At 37.4% G+C, this 16,858-nt stretch carries 18 protein-coding genes; 14 read left to right on the top strand and 4 right to left on the bottom strand.

Annotated features, from left to right (window positions below; translation table 11 throughout):
• Positions 1-5 precede the first annotated feature (5 nt).
• The 10 genes from FXN70_RS06325 to FXN70_RS06280 all read left to right on the top strand — a co-directional run bounded on the left by FXN70_RS06325 (position 6) and on the right by FXN70_RS06280 (position 10,011).
• Positions 6-965, top strand: a complete 960-nt coding sequence (locus FXN70_RS06325; RefSeq protein ID WP_324646620.1) for a glycosyltransferase family A protein — start codon at positions 6-8, stop codon at positions 963-965.
• Positions 962-2,044, top strand: coding sequence for a glycosyltransferase family 4 protein (locus FXN70_RS06320; protein WP_324646619.1), 1,083 nt, complete (start codon positions 962-964; stop codon positions 2,042-2,044). Before FXN70_RS06325 ends, FXN70_RS06320 begins: the two co-directional genes overlap by 4 nt.
• Before the next feature lie 9 nt (positions 2,045-2,053).
• Entirely contained in the window at positions 2,054-3,145 is a 1,092-nt protein-coding gene (locus FXN70_RS06315) for a glycosyltransferase (protein ID WP_324646618.1), read from the top strand.
• Between the two features lie 11 nt (positions 3,146-3,156).
• The gene (locus tag FXN70_RS06310; protein WP_324646617.1) at positions 3,157-4,194 is read left to right on the top strand and encodes an NAD-dependent epimerase/dehydratase family protein; all 1,038 of its coding nucleotides are present in this window, start codon (positions 3,157-3,159) and stop codon (positions 4,192-4,194) included.
• Between the two features lie 3 nt (positions 4,195-4,197).
• A complete protein-coding gene (locus FXN70_RS06305; RefSeq protein WP_324646616.1) occupies positions 4,198-5,343 on the top strand; it encodes a glycosyltransferase family 4 protein in 1,146 nt (381 codons plus the stop codon).
• An 81-nt stretch (positions 5,344-5,424) separates the two neighbouring features.
• Positions 5,425-6,501 (top strand): dTDP-glucose 4,6-dehydratase, encoded by a 1,077-nt coding sequence (gene rfbB, locus FXN70_RS06300; protein WP_324646615.1) that lies wholly within the window; start codon positions 5,425-5,427, stop codon positions 6,499-6,501.
• Positions 6,502-6,513: 12 nt separating this feature from the next.
• The gene (gene rfbD, locus FXN70_RS06295) at positions 6,514-7,425 is read left to right on the top strand and encodes a dTDP-4-dehydrorhamnose reductase (protein ID WP_324646614.1); all 912 of its coding nucleotides are present in this window, start codon (positions 6,514-6,516) and stop codon (positions 7,423-7,425) included.
• The gene (rfbA, locus tag FXN70_RS06290) at positions 7,422-8,318 is read left to right on the top strand and encodes a glucose-1-phosphate thymidylyltransferase RfbA (RefSeq protein ID WP_324646613.1); all 897 of its coding nucleotides are present in this window, start codon (positions 7,422-7,424) and stop codon (positions 8,316-8,318) included. Before rfbD ends, rfbA begins: the two co-directional genes overlap by 4 nt.
• A gap of 86 nt (positions 8,319-8,404) precedes the next feature.
• Complete coding sequence (rfbC, locus tag FXN70_RS06285) at positions 8,405-8,980, top strand: dTDP-4-dehydrorhamnose 3,5-epimerase (RefSeq protein ID WP_324646612.1); 576 nt, start codon at positions 8,405-8,407, stop codon at positions 8,978-8,980.
• Complete coding sequence (locus tag FXN70_RS06280; protein ID WP_324646611.1) at positions 8,980-10,011, top strand: glycosyltransferase family A protein; 1,032 nt, start codon at positions 8,980-8,982, stop codon at positions 10,009-10,011. Before rfbC ends, FXN70_RS06280 begins: the two co-directional genes overlap by 1 nt.
• A gap of 1 nt (position 10,012) precedes the next feature.
• On the opposite strand, the gene FXN70_RS06275 is transcribed toward FXN70_RS06280, so the two are convergent.
• From FXN70_RS06275 to FXN70_RS06260, 4 genes are read right to left on the bottom strand one after another with little or no spacing between them, the layout of a single operon-like run.
• Entirely contained in the window at positions 10,013-11,071 is a 1,059-nt protein-coding gene (locus FXN70_RS06275; protein WP_324646610.1) for a glycosyltransferase family 2 protein, read from the bottom strand.
• A 6-nt stretch (positions 11,072-11,077) separates the two neighbouring features.
• On the bottom strand, positions 11,078-11,974 hold the full coding sequence (locus FXN70_RS06270; protein ID WP_324646609.1) for a glycosyltransferase family 2 protein: 897 nt from the start codon (positions 11,972-11,974) through the stop codon (positions 11,078-11,080).
• On the bottom strand, positions 11,928-12,626 hold the full coding sequence (locus FXN70_RS06265) for an ABC transporter ATP-binding protein (protein WP_324646608.1): 699 nt from the start codon (positions 12,624-12,626) through the stop codon (positions 11,928-11,930). The genes FXN70_RS06270 and FXN70_RS06265 overlap by 47 nt, the downstream gene beginning before the upstream one ends.
• A 39-nt stretch (positions 12,627-12,665) precedes the next feature.
• Positions 12,666-13,454, bottom strand: a complete 789-nt coding sequence (locus FXN70_RS06260; RefSeq protein ID WP_324646683.1) for an ABC transporter permease — start codon at positions 13,452-13,454, stop codon at positions 12,666-12,668.
• A 142-nt stretch (positions 13,455-13,596) separates the two neighbouring features.
• Here FXN70_RS06260 and FXN70_RS06255 point away from each other — a divergent pair, with 142 nt between their 5' ends.
• From FXN70_RS06255 to galU, 4 genes are read left to right on the top strand one after another with little or no spacing between them, the layout of a single operon-like run.
• Positions 13,597-14,487, top strand: a complete 891-nt coding sequence (locus tag FXN70_RS06255) for a glycosyltransferase family 2 protein (RefSeq protein WP_324646607.1) — start codon at positions 13,597-13,599, stop codon at positions 14,485-14,487.
• Positions 14,480-15,304 carry a glycosyltransferase gene (locus tag FXN70_RS06250; protein WP_324646606.1) on the top strand — a complete coding sequence of 275 codons (825 nt, stop codon included), beginning with the start codon at positions 14,480-14,482 and terminating at the stop codon, positions 15,302-15,304. Before FXN70_RS06255 ends, FXN70_RS06250 begins: the two co-directional genes overlap by 8 nt.
• A gap of 29 nt (positions 15,305-15,333) precedes the next feature.
• Positions 15,334-15,957, top strand: a complete 624-nt coding sequence (locus tag FXN70_RS06245; RefSeq protein ID WP_324646605.1) for a sugar transferase — start codon at positions 15,334-15,336, stop codon at positions 15,955-15,957.
• A gap of 24 nt (positions 15,958-15,981) precedes the next feature.
• The gene (gene galU / locus FXN70_RS06240) at positions 15,982-16,857 is read left to right on the top strand and encodes a UTP--glucose-1-phosphate uridylyltransferase GalU (RefSeq protein WP_324646604.1); all 876 of its coding nucleotides are present in this window, start codon (positions 15,982-15,984) and stop codon (positions 16,855-16,857) included.
• The last annotated feature ends 1 nt before the right edge of the window (position 16,858 follow it).

Raw genomic sequence — 16,858 nt, 5'->3', positions numbered from 1 at the left:
TGCCGATGAAGCTAAGCTTGATCATCCCTGTTTATAATGTTGAACGCTATATCGAGCAATGCTTAGCGAGTATTTGTCAGCAGTTACCGTATAAAAATGTCGAAATTATTATTGTTGATGATGGTAGTCCCGATCAAGCGATTGCCAAAGCCAAGCGCTTTTTACAGCAGCAGCCCGATGATGTACGTCGCCAATTTAAAGTGGTTCAGCAAAAAAATCAGGGCTTAAGTGGCGCACGTAATACGGGCATTGCAGAGGCCAAAGGTGAATATGTTGCCTTTTTAGATTCGGATGATTACCTTAACCAAAATTATTTTGCCCAAATTTTTCAAGGGATTGAAAGTAACGCCGACATTATTCAATTTGCCGTGCAGCGGGTAGATGATGCAGGCAACAAAATTCCTTTTCTGCACCCGATGTCAAAGCAAGGTTTGCATGGAATCGACCGTGATATTTTGCTTGAGCTTTCGAATCGTTCGGCGTGGTTTGCATGGCTGCGGGTCTATAAAACGAGTTTGTTTGGGCATATTCGCTTTCCTGTTGGCAAAAATTATGAAGATGCTTACACCACGCCGTTTCTATTTTTTGCAGCACAAACTGCATATTTTAGCCCTGAAGTTTTAATCAATTATCGCATTAATCCAACAGGCATTACCGCAACCAAGTCGCGCAAAAATATTGATGACTTGGGCGGTGTTCCTGTATTTTATTTAAAACACTTGGCACAGCACCCCGAGCTTGCTGCAAGTTTAATTGCAATTAGTCAGTCGCACATTATGGATGTGCTGAATGTCGATGGTGTTGCCGCGGCACAGCGCCGTTGGGGTGCATTAAAAACGCAAATTCAACAGCAAAAAATTCAAGCGGATGTACTACGGAATCGGGGTAATCGTTTATTTTTAAAGTATGGCGTGTGGTTTTTATTGTTTGACCGTAGCGTGCGCCGTTTAGGTTTAAAAAAATGAGTGGCAAAATTTGCTTTTTGATTGGTAACTTAAACCTATCGGGTGGAACAGAACGTGTCACCACTTTAGTGGCCAATACATTGGTAGAACACGGCGAGCAAGTCTGTATTTTAAATTTAGCGCAAGGTGAAAAGCCATTTTTTGCTTTAGATGAACGGGTTGAGAATTATGCTTTGCATCCACATGCTGTGTCGATGAAACGGCACTTTCTTGCCACCATGGTTAAAACTCGCCAATTTGTAAAACAGCATCATATTCAACATTTGGTGGTGGTCGATAGTATTTCCTGCGTTTTTACTGTGCCTGCATTAATTGGTTTAAAGGTGCAGCATATTTGTTGGGAACATTTTAACTTTAATGTTGATTTAGGGCTAAAGTTGCGCCGTCTCGGGCGAAGTTTAGCGGCGCGTTATTGTGATGCAGTTGTGACCTTAACCGAGCAAGATGTGCAATTATGGCAACAGGGCATGGCAAAAATTCAGGCGAAACTGCTAGCTATCGCCAATCCATCGCCTTTTGCTGTTGCAGCGACTTTGCCAACTCAAGCAGCGAAAACTGTGCTTGCAGTAGGGCGCTTGCGTCCTGAAAAAGGCTTTGATTTATTATTAACCGCATGGCAACAGGTTCTAACGTCTTATCCTGATTGGACTTTAAAGATTGTGGGGAGTGGCACACAAGAATATGCCTTAAAACAACAAGCCATTGATTTAAAGATAGCTCACAGTGTTGAATGGGTAGCGGCAACGCCTGAAATTGCTAAAGAATACCAACGTGCAACCATTTATTGTTTAAGCTCACGTTTTGAAGGGTTTGGCATGGTGCTACTTGAAGCCTTAAGTTTTGGTTTGCCGATTGTGAGCTTTGATTGCCCGATTGGCCCGCGTGAGATTTTAAAAGGTAGCCAAAATGTATTGATTGAGCCTGAAAAGAGTTTGGCGTTGGCAGCAGGCTTAGAGCAGATGATGGGCTTAAATCGCCTTACTTATGCCGAAATTGCACAAGAAAACCAACGGCATGTTGCAGATTATTCAGCCCAAAATATTGTGCAACAATGGCAGCAGTTATTTGCACAGACCTAAGAGAAAAATATGAAAATTCTATTTTTAATTACAGGTTTAGGCTTGGGTGGGGCAGAAAAAGTAGTGACCAATTTGGCGGATCAACTTTTTTTGGCGGGGCATCAAGTTAAAATTGCCTATTTAAAAGGCGAGGTGATTGTTCGACCTGAACAAAGCGCAATTGAACTGATTGATTTAGGTTTTCATGGTATTGCCAATGTGATGCACAGTCGGCAAGCAATGAAGCAGTTGTTACAACGCTTTCAACCCGATGTCGTCCATGCGCATATGTTTCATGCCATTATATTTGCGCGGTTATTAAGAACTAATCTGCAAATTCCGTATTTAATTTCTACCGCACACAGTAAAGCCATTGGTGGTCAATTACGTCAATTTTTATATCGCATGACCGACCGTTTGAGTGATATCAACACCAATGTGAGTGAAGAAGCGACCGCTTTTTTTATTGCGCAAAAAGCATTTTCTGCTAAAAAATCAATCGCGGTAAGTAACGGTATTGATACGCAAAAATTTCAATTTTCTGCGCTTGCGCGGCAGCAATTACGCCACAGTTTTTCACTTACAGATGATACACCTGTGTTGATGGCGGTGGGGCGCTTAATGGCAGCCAAAGATTATCCGAATTTAATTGCGGCATTTGCTTTGTTGCAAACAAAATTTTCGCAAGCACAATTGTTTATTGTGGGAGATGGCGAACAGCGTAGCCAATTACAACAACAGGCTCAGCAATTGGGGTTAGCGTCGAACATTCACTTTTTGGGTGCAAGACAAGATGTGGCAGAACTGTTGTCGATGGCAGATGTGTTTGTTTTAGCATCGGCTTGGGAAGGTTTTGGTCTCGTTGTAGCTGAAGCCATGAGCTGTGAACGTGTGGTGGTGGCAACTGACTGTGGTGGTGTTAAAGAAGTCTTGGCACAACCTGAATGGTTGGTCGAGGTACAAAATACTGAAATGCTCAGCAGCAGCCTTGAAAAAGCGTTACAATTATCTAAAGATCAAAGTGCCCAATTGGGTAAGCAAAATCGACAGCGCATCATTGCACAGTATTCGATGCAACAGATGTTACAGCAGTGGTTAGCATTGTATCGTCAAGCAAAGTAGAGAAGTTAAACATGAGCCAATATCAACAGTGTTGTGAGCAACTGCAACGCCAACCAAAAACGTGGTTAATTACAGGCGTGGCGGGTTTTATTGGCTCAAATTTACTTGAAACTTTATTAAAATTAAATCAAAAAGTGGTTGGTTTAGACAACTTTTCCACTGGTTTTCAGCACAACTTAGATGAAGTGCAGGCGAGTGTAGCGCCTGAACAATGGCAAAATTTTAAATTTATCCAAGGGGATATTCGAAATTTAGAGGATTGCAAAACTGCCTGTACCGACGTGAATTATGTACTGCATCAAGCCGCACTTGGTTCGGTACCGCGTTCAATTGAAGACCCAATTGCCACCAATGCCTCAAATATTGATGGCTTTTTAAATATGCTCGTTGCAGCCAAAGATGCCAAAGTCCAAAACTTTGTTTATGCAGCGAGTAGTTCGACCTATGGCGATCATCCTGCATTACCTAAACAAGAACCGAACATTGGTAATCCACTGTCGCCTTATGCGGTGACAAAGTACGTTAATGAACTGTATGCCAATGTATTTCAGCGTTGTTATGGCTTTAATTCGATAGGGCTACGTTACTTTAATATTTTTGGTAAACGCCAAACGCCAGATGGTGCTTATGCTGCGGTGATTCCAAAGTGGACTGCGGCGATGATTCAAAATCAAACTGTCTATATTAATGGTGATGGTTCAACCAGTCGTGACTTTAACTATATCGACAATGCAGTACAGGCCAATTTATTGGCTGCAACCACAGAAAATAGTGCAGCGCTCAATCAAATTTATAATGTGGCCGTTGGTGGAAGAACCAATTTAAATCAGTTATTTGCGATGTTAACAGACACTTTGGCAAAAAATGCAGTCACCTATACCCAAAATGCGGTTTACCGTGATTTTCGTGCCGGTGATGTGCGTCATTCTCAAGCAGATATTTCTAAAATTGCCACTTTATTGGGTTATGCACCTGCCTTTGATATTGCCCAAGGTATTGCGCAAGCGATGCCTTGGTATGTGCAACATTTACAAGGTGCGGCAAAATAATTCATGAAATTTTGTATTATTTCGAATGATTTACATAGCGTAAGAAATTTCCGTGGTGATCTGTTAAATGAGATTGCCGCACAAGGTTATGCCGTACATATTCTTGCGCCGAATATTGCAGATTTTCCTAAAGATCAAGCACATTTTCAAAAACTGGGCTTTCAATTACATGCCTTTTCAATGCAAAAAATGGGCACTAATCCTATTGCAGACACGAAAACAATTTTAGATTTATACCGAATTTTAAAACAAATTCAGCCGCAAAAAGTGCTTAGTTACACCATTAAGCCGGTAATGTATGGCAGCATCGCGGCTTATTTTGCCAAAGTGCCTGAACGTTATCTATTATTGAGTGGTTTAGGATTCGCTTTTCAGCAAGAGAACCGTGAAGGTGGTTTTAAATATATTAAAAGAATTTTTGATCAAGTATTCCATTTTGCTTTAAGTAAAGCCTCTCGTGTTATTTTTCAAAATCCAGATGATTTGGCTTTAATCCAAAGCTTGGGTCATTTAAATAATATTCCAACAGCGGTGGTGAATGGTTCAGGGGTGGATGTTGAAAAATTTGCAGTTGTGCCATTAATTTTAGATGAACAGCAGCAACCCAAGCCTATTTTTTTAATGGTGGCTCGCTTATTAAAAGATAAAGGCATCCTTGAATATATTGCAGCTGCACGGCAAGTCAAACAGCAGTACCCTGCCGCCGAGTTTCATTTGGTGGGCTTTATTGATGCAAATCCTAAAGCTATTAGCCAAGCTGAACTTGATGCATGGATTGCTGAAGGCGTGATTCATTACTGGGGCAAACTAGACGATGTTCGTGTTGTGATCGAACAGGCCAATATTTTTGTGTTGCCTTCATACCGAGAGGGTATTCCGCGTTCTGTGTTAGAAGCGATGTCGATGGGACGTGCAATTATTACGACCAATGCGCCCGGTTGTAAGGAAACTGTAGTTGAGGGGCATAATGGGTTGAAAGTGCCGATTGAAGATGTGAATGGATTAGTAAGAGCTATGCAAGCTTTAATAGCTAAGCCAAGTAAGATTACGACAATGGCGACTGCATCGCGTCAGATCATATTAGATAAATATGATGTGAAAAAGGTGAATGAGGATATGCTATGGTCCATGAAATTATGTAAAATATAACTCTTTCAGAATTTACTTAAAGACTTCTCTAAGTCTTTTAAGATAAATGTTATTTTATAAAATATATAAGTGCAGTTAAGTATGAAAATTTTAGTTACAGGCGGTGCTGGTTTTATTGGTTCAGCTGTTATTCGCCACATTATTCAAAATACACAAAACAGTGTATTGAATGTCGATAAGCTCACCTATGCAGGTAATTTAGAATCCTTATCACTGATTGAAAAAAATCCTAACTACCAATTTTCACATACTGATATTTGTGACCGTGCTGCACTTGACCAAATTTTCACTGATTTTCAACCTGACCTTATCATGCATTTGGCAGCGGAGTCACATGTAGACCGTTCGATTACTGGTTCGGCAGCCTTTGTTGAAACCAATATTATTGGTACTTATCAATTGTTAGAAGCGACTCGTCACTATTGGAATGCACTCCCAGAAAATAAAAAAACAGCATTTCGCTTTCACCATATTTCAACCGATGAAGTTTATGGTGACTTAGAGGGCACAGAGGATTTATTTTTAGAAACTACGCCATATGCGCCAAGTTCACCTTATTCGGCCAGTAAAGCCAGTTCGGATCATTTAGTGCGTGCATGGAATCGGACCTATGGTTTACCGACCATTATTACCAATTGTTCAAACAACTATGGCCCTTACCATTTCCCAGAAAAATTGATTCCACTGGTGATTTTAAATGCTTTGGCTGGCAAAGCTTTACCTGTTTATGGCAATGGTGCGCAGATTCGTGACTGGCTCTATGTCGAAGACCATGCTCGTGCACTATACCAAGTGGTGACTGAAGCAGCAGTAGGTGAAACCTATAATATTGGTGGGCATAACGAACAACAAAATATAGATGTGGTGCATGCGATTTGTGAGTTACTGGAAGAACTTGCGCCAAATAAACCAGAAGGCGTGGCACAGTATAAAGACTTGATTACCTATGTCACCGACCGTCCAGGGCATGATTTACGTTATGCCATTGATGCAACTAAAATTAAACAAGACTTGGGTTGGGTGCCACAAGAAACCTTTGCAACCGGTTTGCGTAAAACCGTGCAATGGTATTTAGATCACCAAGATTGGGTGGCCAACGTACAAAGTGGTGAATACCAAAATTGGGTCGCGCAACAATATCAGTCAGAACAGGCGTAATCCGAGTTATTTATGAAAATACTATTACTCGGTAAAAATGGCCAAGTGGGTTGGGAGTTGCAACGTGCATTACAGCCCTTAGGTGACGTGATCGCACTGGATCGGCATATTGATTCGCTCACTGGTTTGTGTGGTGATGTTACAAATTTTGATGCTATTTCAACGGCTATAGCACAAATTCAGCCCAATATTGTGGTAAATGCTACGGCATATACTGCGGTTGATCAGGCAGAGTCTGATGTTGAGCAAGCTGATTTAATTAATCATTTGGCTGTGAAGCATTTAGCGATGCAATGCCACAAACATCAGGCATTGTTGGTGCATTATTCAACTGATTATGTATTTAGTGGTGAAGGCACAACGGCTTGGCAAGAAGACGACCAAACTGCACCGATAGGTGTTTATGCCCAAACCAAGCGTGCGGGTGAAGTGGCCATCGAGCAAAGCAACGTCGATTTTCTGAACTTTAGAACCTGTTGGGTCTATGCATCCCGTGGGCATAACTTTATTAAAACCATGCTCAAGCTTGCTCAGTCACGTGAAGAGTTAAATATTATTGCAGATCAAATAGGGGTGCCGACTGGTGCAGCCTTGATTGCGGATGTCACAGCTCAAGCCTTACGTTTTTACCTATTACAAAGTCGTGAAGCACAGCAACAACTGCATGGGCATTATCACCTTGCACCGCAAGGTGAAACCTCGTGGTATGAGTATGCACAGTTTATTTTTGCATCTGTGCAACAAAAAGGGCAAGATTTGTTGGTGAAGCAGGTTAATCCGATTGCAACCACCGCTTATCCAACCCCTGCCAAACGCCCACTTAATTCACGTTTAAATACCCATAAATTACAACACAATTTTCAACTCCATTTGCCGGATTGGAAAGTGGGTGTGACTCAAGCTTTAGAGGAAATTATTCAATGACTCAAGTAAACCGTAAAGGGATTATTCTCGCTGGTGGTTCGGGTACACGCCTATACCCAATTACCATGGGTACCTCAAAACAGTTACTGCCGATTTATGATAAGCCAATGATTTATTATCCATTGTCGGTTTTGATGTTGGCGGGGATTCATGAAATTCTGATTATTTCAACGCCTGAAGATTTGCCGAACTTTGAAAAGTTATTGGGTACAGGTGAAAAGCTTGGCATTAAACTGTCTTATAAAGTACAACCATCACCGGATGGTTTGGCACAAGCCTTTATTTTGGGTGAAGAATTTATTGGTCAAGACAATGTCACGCTAATATTAGGCGATAATATTTTCTATGGTCAAAGTTTTGGCCAGCAACTCAAGCGTGCAGCAGCTCAAGAGTCTGGTGCCACAGTATTTGGTTATTATGTGAATGACCCTGAGCGTTTTGGTGTCGTTGACTTTGATGCTTCAGGTAAGGCACTCAGCATTGAAGAAAAACCTGAGCAACCGAAATCAAATTATGCTGTAACCGGCTTATATTTCTATGACAATAGCGTAGTTGAGATTGCCAAGAACATTAAACCCTCACACCGTGGTGAGTTAGAAATTACTGATGTAAATAACGTTTACCTTGAGCAACAACGTTTAAATGTTGAAGTACTTGGGCGTGGTTTTGCTTGGTTAGATACCGGTACGCATGACTCACTGCTTGAAGCCAGTCAATTTGTACAAACCATTGAACACCGTCAAGGTTTAAAAGTGGCAAGCTTAGAAGAGATTGCTTTTAACAATGGTTGGATTGATGCGGATCAATTAAAAGCACAAGGTGAATACTACAAAAAGACTGGTTATGGTCAGTATTTACTGAAGCTACACCAAGAGCATTTGGAAAAAGCCTAAGATTGCGATTAAGCTAAATATCGTGAGCACCTTTTTGGAATGATGTCAGAAAAGTGCTTTATAACGTCTAAGATTGAGTTGTTGTCATGAATATTATTGAAACTAAAATAAAAGGTTTGTTGATTCTAGAGCCACGTGTTTTTGCAGATGACCGTGGTTGGTTTATGGAAAGTTTTAACCAACAGAATTTTGAAAATGCATTAACTGAACGTGGCTTAGATGTTCCGAAGTTTGTGCAAGACAATCATTCCTATTCACAAAAAGGGGTATTGCGTGGTTTGCACTATCAGTTGAATCCGCATGCACAAGGCAAACTAGTGCGAGTGGTACAAGGTCGAGCTTGGGATGTGGCTGTTGATATTCGTCAAGACTCTGAAACTTTTGGGCAGTGGGTTGGGGTTGAGCTGACCGGTGAAAATCATAAGCAGTTTTGGATTCCTGCTGGTTTTGCGCATGGTTTTATTGCGCTTGAAGACAATACGCAGTTTTTGTATAAAACCACAAATTATTACTCTAAAGAATGTGAAAGAAGCATAGTTTGGGATGATGCAGATATTGCGATTGAATGGCCGATTGAAAATGGTTTGGAGTTGAAGTTGACGGATAAAGATAAGTTAGCTGCAACATTTCAAATGATGAAAGAAGAGAATAAGATTTTTTAATGACGTTAATTATGCAAACTAAAAAACCTTCTGTTGCAGTCATCATTGCTTATTATAATGGTGCTAAATGGATTGAGCGGGCTTTAAAAAGTATTTTTGAGCAGACTTATTTGGCAAATGAAGTCATTGTTGTTAATGATGGCTCTACGCCCGAAGAAAAAGATGCATTATATACTCTACAAAAAAAATATACTTTTACTATTTTAGATAAAGAGAATGGTGGGCAGGGGTCTGCAAGGAATTTTGGTGTAACTCATTCACAATCAGATTATATTTGTTTTTTAGATCAAGATGATTTTTACTTACCCCAGCATATAGAGCTTTTATACGATGCAATTCCTGCAAATGATACTTTATTTGGTTTTGTTTATGGTGATTGTAAAGAAGCAGATGAAAACGGATGTATTGTTCTTGGTCAGATGATTAATGAGCATTCTAAACATCCTAAGCTAAATATTTTTGATTTTATTGAAAGTGATATGTTTATCTTACCATCTGCTTCATTAATTTGTAAAAAAGCATATTCGTCAGTATCTGGTTTTGATGAACAGTTTATGGGGTATGAGGATGATGATTTATTTCTAAGAATTTTTAGAGCTGGTTATAATCATTATTATATCGAAGATGCAGTGTATGTTTGGTGTATTCATTCTAATAGTACATCATATTCAATAAAAATGAGTAGAAGTCGTTATAGATATTTTTTGAAACTTGTAAATAGTTTTCAGGATGAGCCATTAAGAGGTAGATTCTACCTAAAGGATTATTTAATCCCAAGATTTGGTAAATCATTTATACATGATATTATTAAATATTCGGATGCAAATAGTAAAGAAAAAGATGAAATCTTATCAATATTTTCTTCATATATTACCTTGGTGAAAAATAATAAATTTGTTCCTAAAACTTATATTTTAAAGCTAGAATTGGTCAAAATTACTTTTTCTCTTTTTAGCTATAGCGTAATAAAAAAAATGGCATATATTTTATATATACCATTCTTTCGACGCCTTTTTAAAAAACTAGTTTAAGCTACTTTTTTCTAAGTATGACTCGACTGAATAATCGCAGAGGTGCAGTAATTTCCCAGGAAGTTGATCTTAATAGTTTGTCCAGTTCTGCCTTTGCTTCAACTTCAGTATGAGGAATACATATCTGTTCTTTTGGCATGTTTTTAAATGAGCGGATTAGATTTCGGAGTAAGCGAGTCATTCTCCATGATGAAGAATTATAGTAGTCCGCTAAGGCTTGTCTATATGAAAAGTTCTGGCTAGAGGTGTTAAAAGGTGCATTGATCTGAAGAGAGTCGAACTCTTTAACCCACCAACCGAATTCTGTTACTTTTTTCTGTTCTAATTGCTCATGTGAGTGCATCCAACCTTGAAGTTTTTTTAATCTTGTTACTGTGTCGGATGTACCATCCATAATCGTATTAGATCCATCAGTACGAATACAGTACTCAGCCGTAAAGGATGGAATATATAATGGTTCATGTTTGAATGCTAGCCGTAGTAAGAAGTCGTAGTCTTCATGCTTGGTAAATGATTCATCTACCAGTAAATTTGAATCGACTTTCGTTAAATCTAGAACAAAAGAGTGGATAGGAATAAAATTTCCTTTTAGATGGTTTAGAAAAGAATAATGATCTCTTTTAAATGGAGTGTTTCTAGCAGTAAGTTGCCCGTATTCATTATAATATGCTTGTATTATATCACTATAAGCCCACACATATTCTTTTGTTAATAATGGGTCAATTAGTTTTGAATAATGCTCGGGGTATACTTTATCATCATCATCAAGAAAGGCGAGGAATCGCCCAGTTGCTGCCTTTTTTCCTAAATTAAGGCTTAATGCTCGTGCATCATAATCTGCGGTGTGAGTGATAACTTGTAACTTGGGGAAGCTATTTTTCCATACTTGAATGGTTTGGGTTAGATGATTCGTTGAATCACTATCTTGCTTCTTTTGAATAACAATGATTGGTTCTATCTCGGAATAGGTTTGGCACGTAAGTAAAAATAAACATTTATCTAGGAACTTTTCTCGACCAGGCATAGTTCGAATAATAATTGAAAGGGCATTGTTGTTCATTATTAATTAATTCCACATTTTTTCAGAGAATGTTAGACCATGCTTAAAGTTTGGGTTAGCTTTGTAGACATCATCTAGTGGGTGTTCTGAGTACTTTGAAATATTTTCTAAAATATCTTTTTTATTAATATCAACTAAAGATAATAAATTATTTAAGGCGAAGGTCTTAAATGCTTCAGCTCTCCATTTATGCGCGAGTAATAGTGCAGACCTCCATATTTCTATTTCTCTAGATTTTCGATCTACGGCATAGTGGAAAAACAACGCATCAGGGCAGGTTATACATTGATAACCATGAGATTTTACTCTCCAAGATAAATCGACATCTTCACAGTAGAGGAAAAAATCTTCATCAAAACCAGAAATTTTTTTATAAATATCATTTGGAATAAGTAAACATGCCCCAGAACACCATTCTGTATTACCTGTGTTGGGATTATATTTTTTAGGATGCATTATGGGTTCTTGGATAGCTTCAAAAATTCCGTTCCAGTCATTTTTAATAGCTCTGTTTACTAGTTTTTCTATTGTTTCATTATGTAAAACACCATCAGGATTTAAACATAAATAAGCTGAAGATTCGTTGGAGATTTTTGAAAATATATCATTATGTCCTCGACCAAAGCCAATATTCTCACCCTGATAAACTGTAATTTTAATATTTTTATGTTGAGAGAGATATTCTTTAATGTAGTTAATAGTTTCAGATAGCCCTTGATTTCTAATTATAATTTCAATTTTTTCATTTGAATATGTTTGATAGCGTATACTATTTAAACATTTAAATATCTCTTCTTTAGGGTTGTTGAAAGTAATCATTCCGATAGATATAAGCATAGCGTTAACCAAATTGCCTTTATTTGAAGTTGTTAGAAACAATGTTAATATTTTTAATTGCTCCATGCTCAAGTGTAATCACTTTGTTGCATAGCTGATTAATCATATCTGGGTCGTGTGAGGCAATAATTAAAATAGAAGATTGTGCGACCATTTCTTCTAATCGTTTTTTGGCTTTTTGGCTAAAATTAGCATCACCTACAGAAAGCCATTCATCCATTAAAATAATATCCGCAGGAAAACTTGTAATAATAGAAAAGGCTAAGCGCATAACCATACCACTAGAGTAGGTGCGGATAGGCATGTTTAAGAAATCGCCAAGTTCACTAAACTCGGCAATATCATTTATTTTTTGTTCGATTTCTTTAGGGGAAAAACCTAAAAGCACGCCACGAAGCATAATATTTTCAAAGCCTGTAGATTCACCATCTAACCCGACACTAATATCAAGTAAGGAGACGACTTTTCCTTGTACGTCAATACTGCCTGAAGATGGCGAATAAACACCTGAAAAAACACGCAATAGAGTAGATTTTCCTGCACCATTGTGGCCAATTAAGCCAATTTTATCCCCTTTTTGGATATTTAAATTAATGTCAGTTAACGACTGGATAACGACCTTTTTACTGGAATCAGAAGCAATTTTTCCGCCGGTTGCAGCATTTAAAACACGTTTTTTGAGTGAACGATTAGACGTATTGTAAATTGGAAAAGCCACCGAGACATGATTTAGAATAATATGAGCATCAGACATAATTTATAACCAATATGCAATACGATTTCTAGATTTATTTAATAAAGAATATGAAATAAGCATTGTTAAGAGAAGAAGAAAGATAGAAACTAGCCAGTTCAGTAAAGATGGGGCACTTCCGAGTAAAGGTTGACGAACTAAACTAATTAGGTGTGCAAAAGGATTAAAATGAATAATCCAATGGTATTTTTCTGGTAAAGTTTTTTCCTGCCACATAATGGGTGTCATAAAATAAGCAACCATAATCATATTTTGAATAATAGGTGCTAAATCACGGTATCTTGTACTAAGAATAGCAAAGATAAATGAGCAAAAAAAAGTAACAGCGGCTAACAATACAAAACCAGGGATTGCAATTAATGTTTTCCAGCTCCAATCATAAATTGAAAAGCTAATGATAATAAAAATTAAAATAAAATTATGCAGAAAAATAATAATGTTTTGTGAAAGTTGTCTGAGTATGTAACTTGGATAGGGGAGTCTATGTTGTTTAATAATATGGGTGAAATTAATGAATCCTGTTGTAGATTCATTAAATTGCGTTGAAATAAATACCCATAAAATATTTCCAATAGCAAAGTAAGGTAAATATTCTGCTAAAGCCATTTTAAATAGTGTGGACCAGAGTAAGCCTAAAGCAGAAATCAGAATTGCTGTACTAATAGTGATCCAAAATGGACCTAAAACCGAACGGCGATAGCGTTGTTTGATGTCAAACCATGCGAGAAGAAGCCATTGATGTGGGTGCTTAAAAGCATGAATAAATTCATGAAATGTGGACTTATAGAACATTTTCAAATTTAAGTTGCATATTCGATTGTCTGAATTTTATCAGAAAACAGCATCTATTATTACTATGATCTGTTATTTTTTAAAAGTGCTATTTGGAGCTAAAACGGGTATAATTTCTAAAAGAATTTATTTTAGTAAGTGAATGAAAATAGCTGTCGTTATTGTGACTTATAACCCGATAGAATCTATTTTATTAGATTTGGTGGAGACTATAAAAGGCTGTGTAAATTTTATTTTTGTAGTTGATAATTGTTCTCAAAAAAAAGAGGGTTTAGCAAATAAACTTTCAAAGATAAGCACTTTTACTCAATTAGAAGAAAACAAAGGATTAGCAACTGCTCAGAACTATGGAATTGAGCAAGCGATACTCTATGATGCAGATATAATTTTATTTTTTGACCAAGACAGTGCTGTAGATGAAATATACGTTCAGAGTATGGTTGCTGATTATGCGTCTCTTAAAAAGAAAAATATCAATTTGGGCGTATTAGGCCCAACAGTCTTTGATGTTAAAGATAAGCATTATTACAAGCCGATTAAAATTAACAACTGGGGTAAGCGACTTGCATTAGTTAGCCAGAGCCAACACGCTCCAATAGAAACTTCTTTAGTTATTTCATCTGGTTGTTTGGTCGAAACTAAGGTACTAAAAGATGTGGGTCGTATGAACGAAGCATATTTTATTGATTATATAGATACTGAGTGGTGTCTAAGAGCAATTCATAAAGGATATCGTAACTTTATTTCACAAAGTTCTATTTTAAAGCATAGTATAGGAGATCATTTTATTTCTTTTGCTTCTTTTAGAATTCCAATCTATTCAAAAAATAGAGTTTTTTTTCGAATTCGTAATGCATATTGGCTTGCTAAATGTACTCATACTCCATGGGTTTTAGGTATGAGAGAGATTGCGAAAAACATTTTTTATCAACTTGTTCTTGTCCTGAATAGCCGCTCAAAGTGGGATATGTTAAAAATGCTAGTGAAGGCGAATTTTTTTGGAATAGTGAAGAGTGGTGATAAAAATGATTAATAAAATAATTAATGTATCATTAGTAATTTATCAGCATGTTTATAAAGATGTTTCTGAGGTAATAGATAGCTTACTTTGTAGTCCATATTTGAACCGTTTAATTATCATTGATAATGATGAATGTGATTGGGTTGAAAGTTTAAAGGACCCTCGGATTTTTTATATGAAATCAGAAAAAAATAATGGTTTTGGTTATGCACATAATCTTGCCATTAAAAAATTTGCACATGAATGTGAATTTTTCTTGATTTGTAATCCAGATATCTATTTTGATCAGACAGATTTTAACTTGTTAGTTAATTTTGCTGTGAAAAATAAAGATGTAGGATTATTTTTACCTAAGATCATTTATCCAAATGGTACAAATCAATTTGGAGCAAGACTGCTACCCTCTCCTATAAATTTGTTTGCACGACGCTTTATTCCTTTTATCTCAAATATGTTAGATCGAAAATATTTGTTAAAAGATTATGATACTTCTTTGCCATGCCCTGTTCCAAACCTATCTGGTTGTTTCATGTTTTTTAGATCGAGGCCATTAATAGACTTGGGTGGTTTTGATGAGCAGTTTTTTATGTACATGGAGGATATCGATTTATCTAGGAGATGTGTAGAGAAATTTGGTGGTTTATATTATCCATTGGCTCAAGTCACACATGTTCATAGTCAAGGCTCATATAAAAATAAAAAACTTTTAAAAGTTCACCTCAAAAGTGCGATACAATATTTTAATAAGTGGGGGTGGATACATGACCCTATAAAGCAGAAGCTAAACCAAACATGTATTTTAGAACTAGGAAAGAGTAAACATATTTAGTTGTCTTACTCAGTTTTGTGGAACAAAATATGCTTAAACGTTTAGTCGATATCATTATTGCATCGATTGCATTTACAATCTTATTGCCTATCTTTTTATACGTTGCATTCAAAGTCAAAAAAAATCTTGGTTCGCCCATCTTTTTTTATCAAGAACGCCCCGGTAAAAATGGTAAACTTTTTAAAATGATGAAGTTTCGATCGATGAAAGATGGTTTAGATGCTCAAGGCCATCCTTTGCCAGATGAAGAACGGATTACGCCTTTTGGACAGAAATTACGTTCCACCAGTTTAGATGAAATGCCTCAGCTTTTAAATGTCATTAAAGGCGATATGAGTGTTGTTGGGCCACGCCCCATGCTAAAAGAGTTTGTTGAACATTATACGCCTGAACAAGCACGCCGTTTAGAAGTGCGCCCAGGCATGACTGGTCTTGCCCAAATTAGCGGTCGTAATGAATTGGAATATGAAGAGCGTTTTAAACATGACGTATGGTATGTTGATAACCATAATGTGTTTGTCGATTTTAAAATTATGTTTAAAACAGTAGTGGTGATGTCGAAAAAAGAAGGAATTAATGCACCAGGTCATGTGGGTCCCTCATTTTTTAAAGGCAATGGTATACAAAGCCAAAATGAAGAAGCGAAATCTTAATTTAATGCTTTAAAGTTGAATATCATGATCAAAAAAGCAATTTTACCTGTTGCAGGTTTAGGTACACGGTTTTTACCTGCAAGTAAATCCATCCCTAAAGAGATGGTTACAGTTGTTGATCGCCCCGCAATTGAGTATGTGGTAAAAGAAGCGATTGCTGCGGGCATTGAGCAAATTATTTTAGTCACACATAGTTCAAAAGCATCAATTGAAAACTATTTTGATCGTAATTTCGAATTAGAAACGACATTAGAACAAAAAAAGAAGTTGGATTTGTTGGCTGAAATTACCCAAATTTTACCTGAACATGTGAGCGTAGTGAGTGTGCGTCAGCCACAACCATTAGGCTTAGGTCATGCTGTACTATGTGCTAAAGATATTGTGGGGAATGAGCCATTTGCTGTACTTTTGCCTGATGTATTGGTCAAAAATCAGAGTGAAGAAAATGACTTAGCGCAAATGATCGTGCAATTCGAGCGTTCAAATGCCGCACAAATTATGGTTGAAGCTGTACCTGATGATTTGGTTGACCAATACGGGATTGTAGATGTGGCGGTGAGTCCTGAACAAGGCCAAAGCCAAGTGATGCAGGGAATTGTTGAAAAACCTGCAGTTGGAACTGCACCAAGTAATTTATCGGTGATTGGTCGTTATGTATTGCCTGCTAAAATTATGCACTTATTGGAAAAAACGCCACGTGGCGCGGGTAATGAAATTCAATTGACTGATGCGATTGCCATGTTGCAGCAGACTGATGTAGTAGAAGCTTATCGGATGTGTGGTCAAACTTTTGACTGTGGTAGTAAGCTGGGGTATTTAAAAGCGGTATTGCACTATGGTGTGACACATCCAAAATTGGGTGCAGAATTTATTGAGTTGATTAAAGAGCTGAAATTATAAA

Origin of the sequence: Acinetobacter sp. MD2 (assembly GCF_035615575.1) — a bacterium.
Classification (GTDB): domain Bacteria; phylum Pseudomonadota; class Gammaproteobacteria; order Pseudomonadales; family Moraxellaceae; genus Acinetobacter.
The sequence above is the reverse complement of the archived record's forward strand: the minus strand, read 5'-3'. Positions and strand labels throughout refer to the sequence as shown.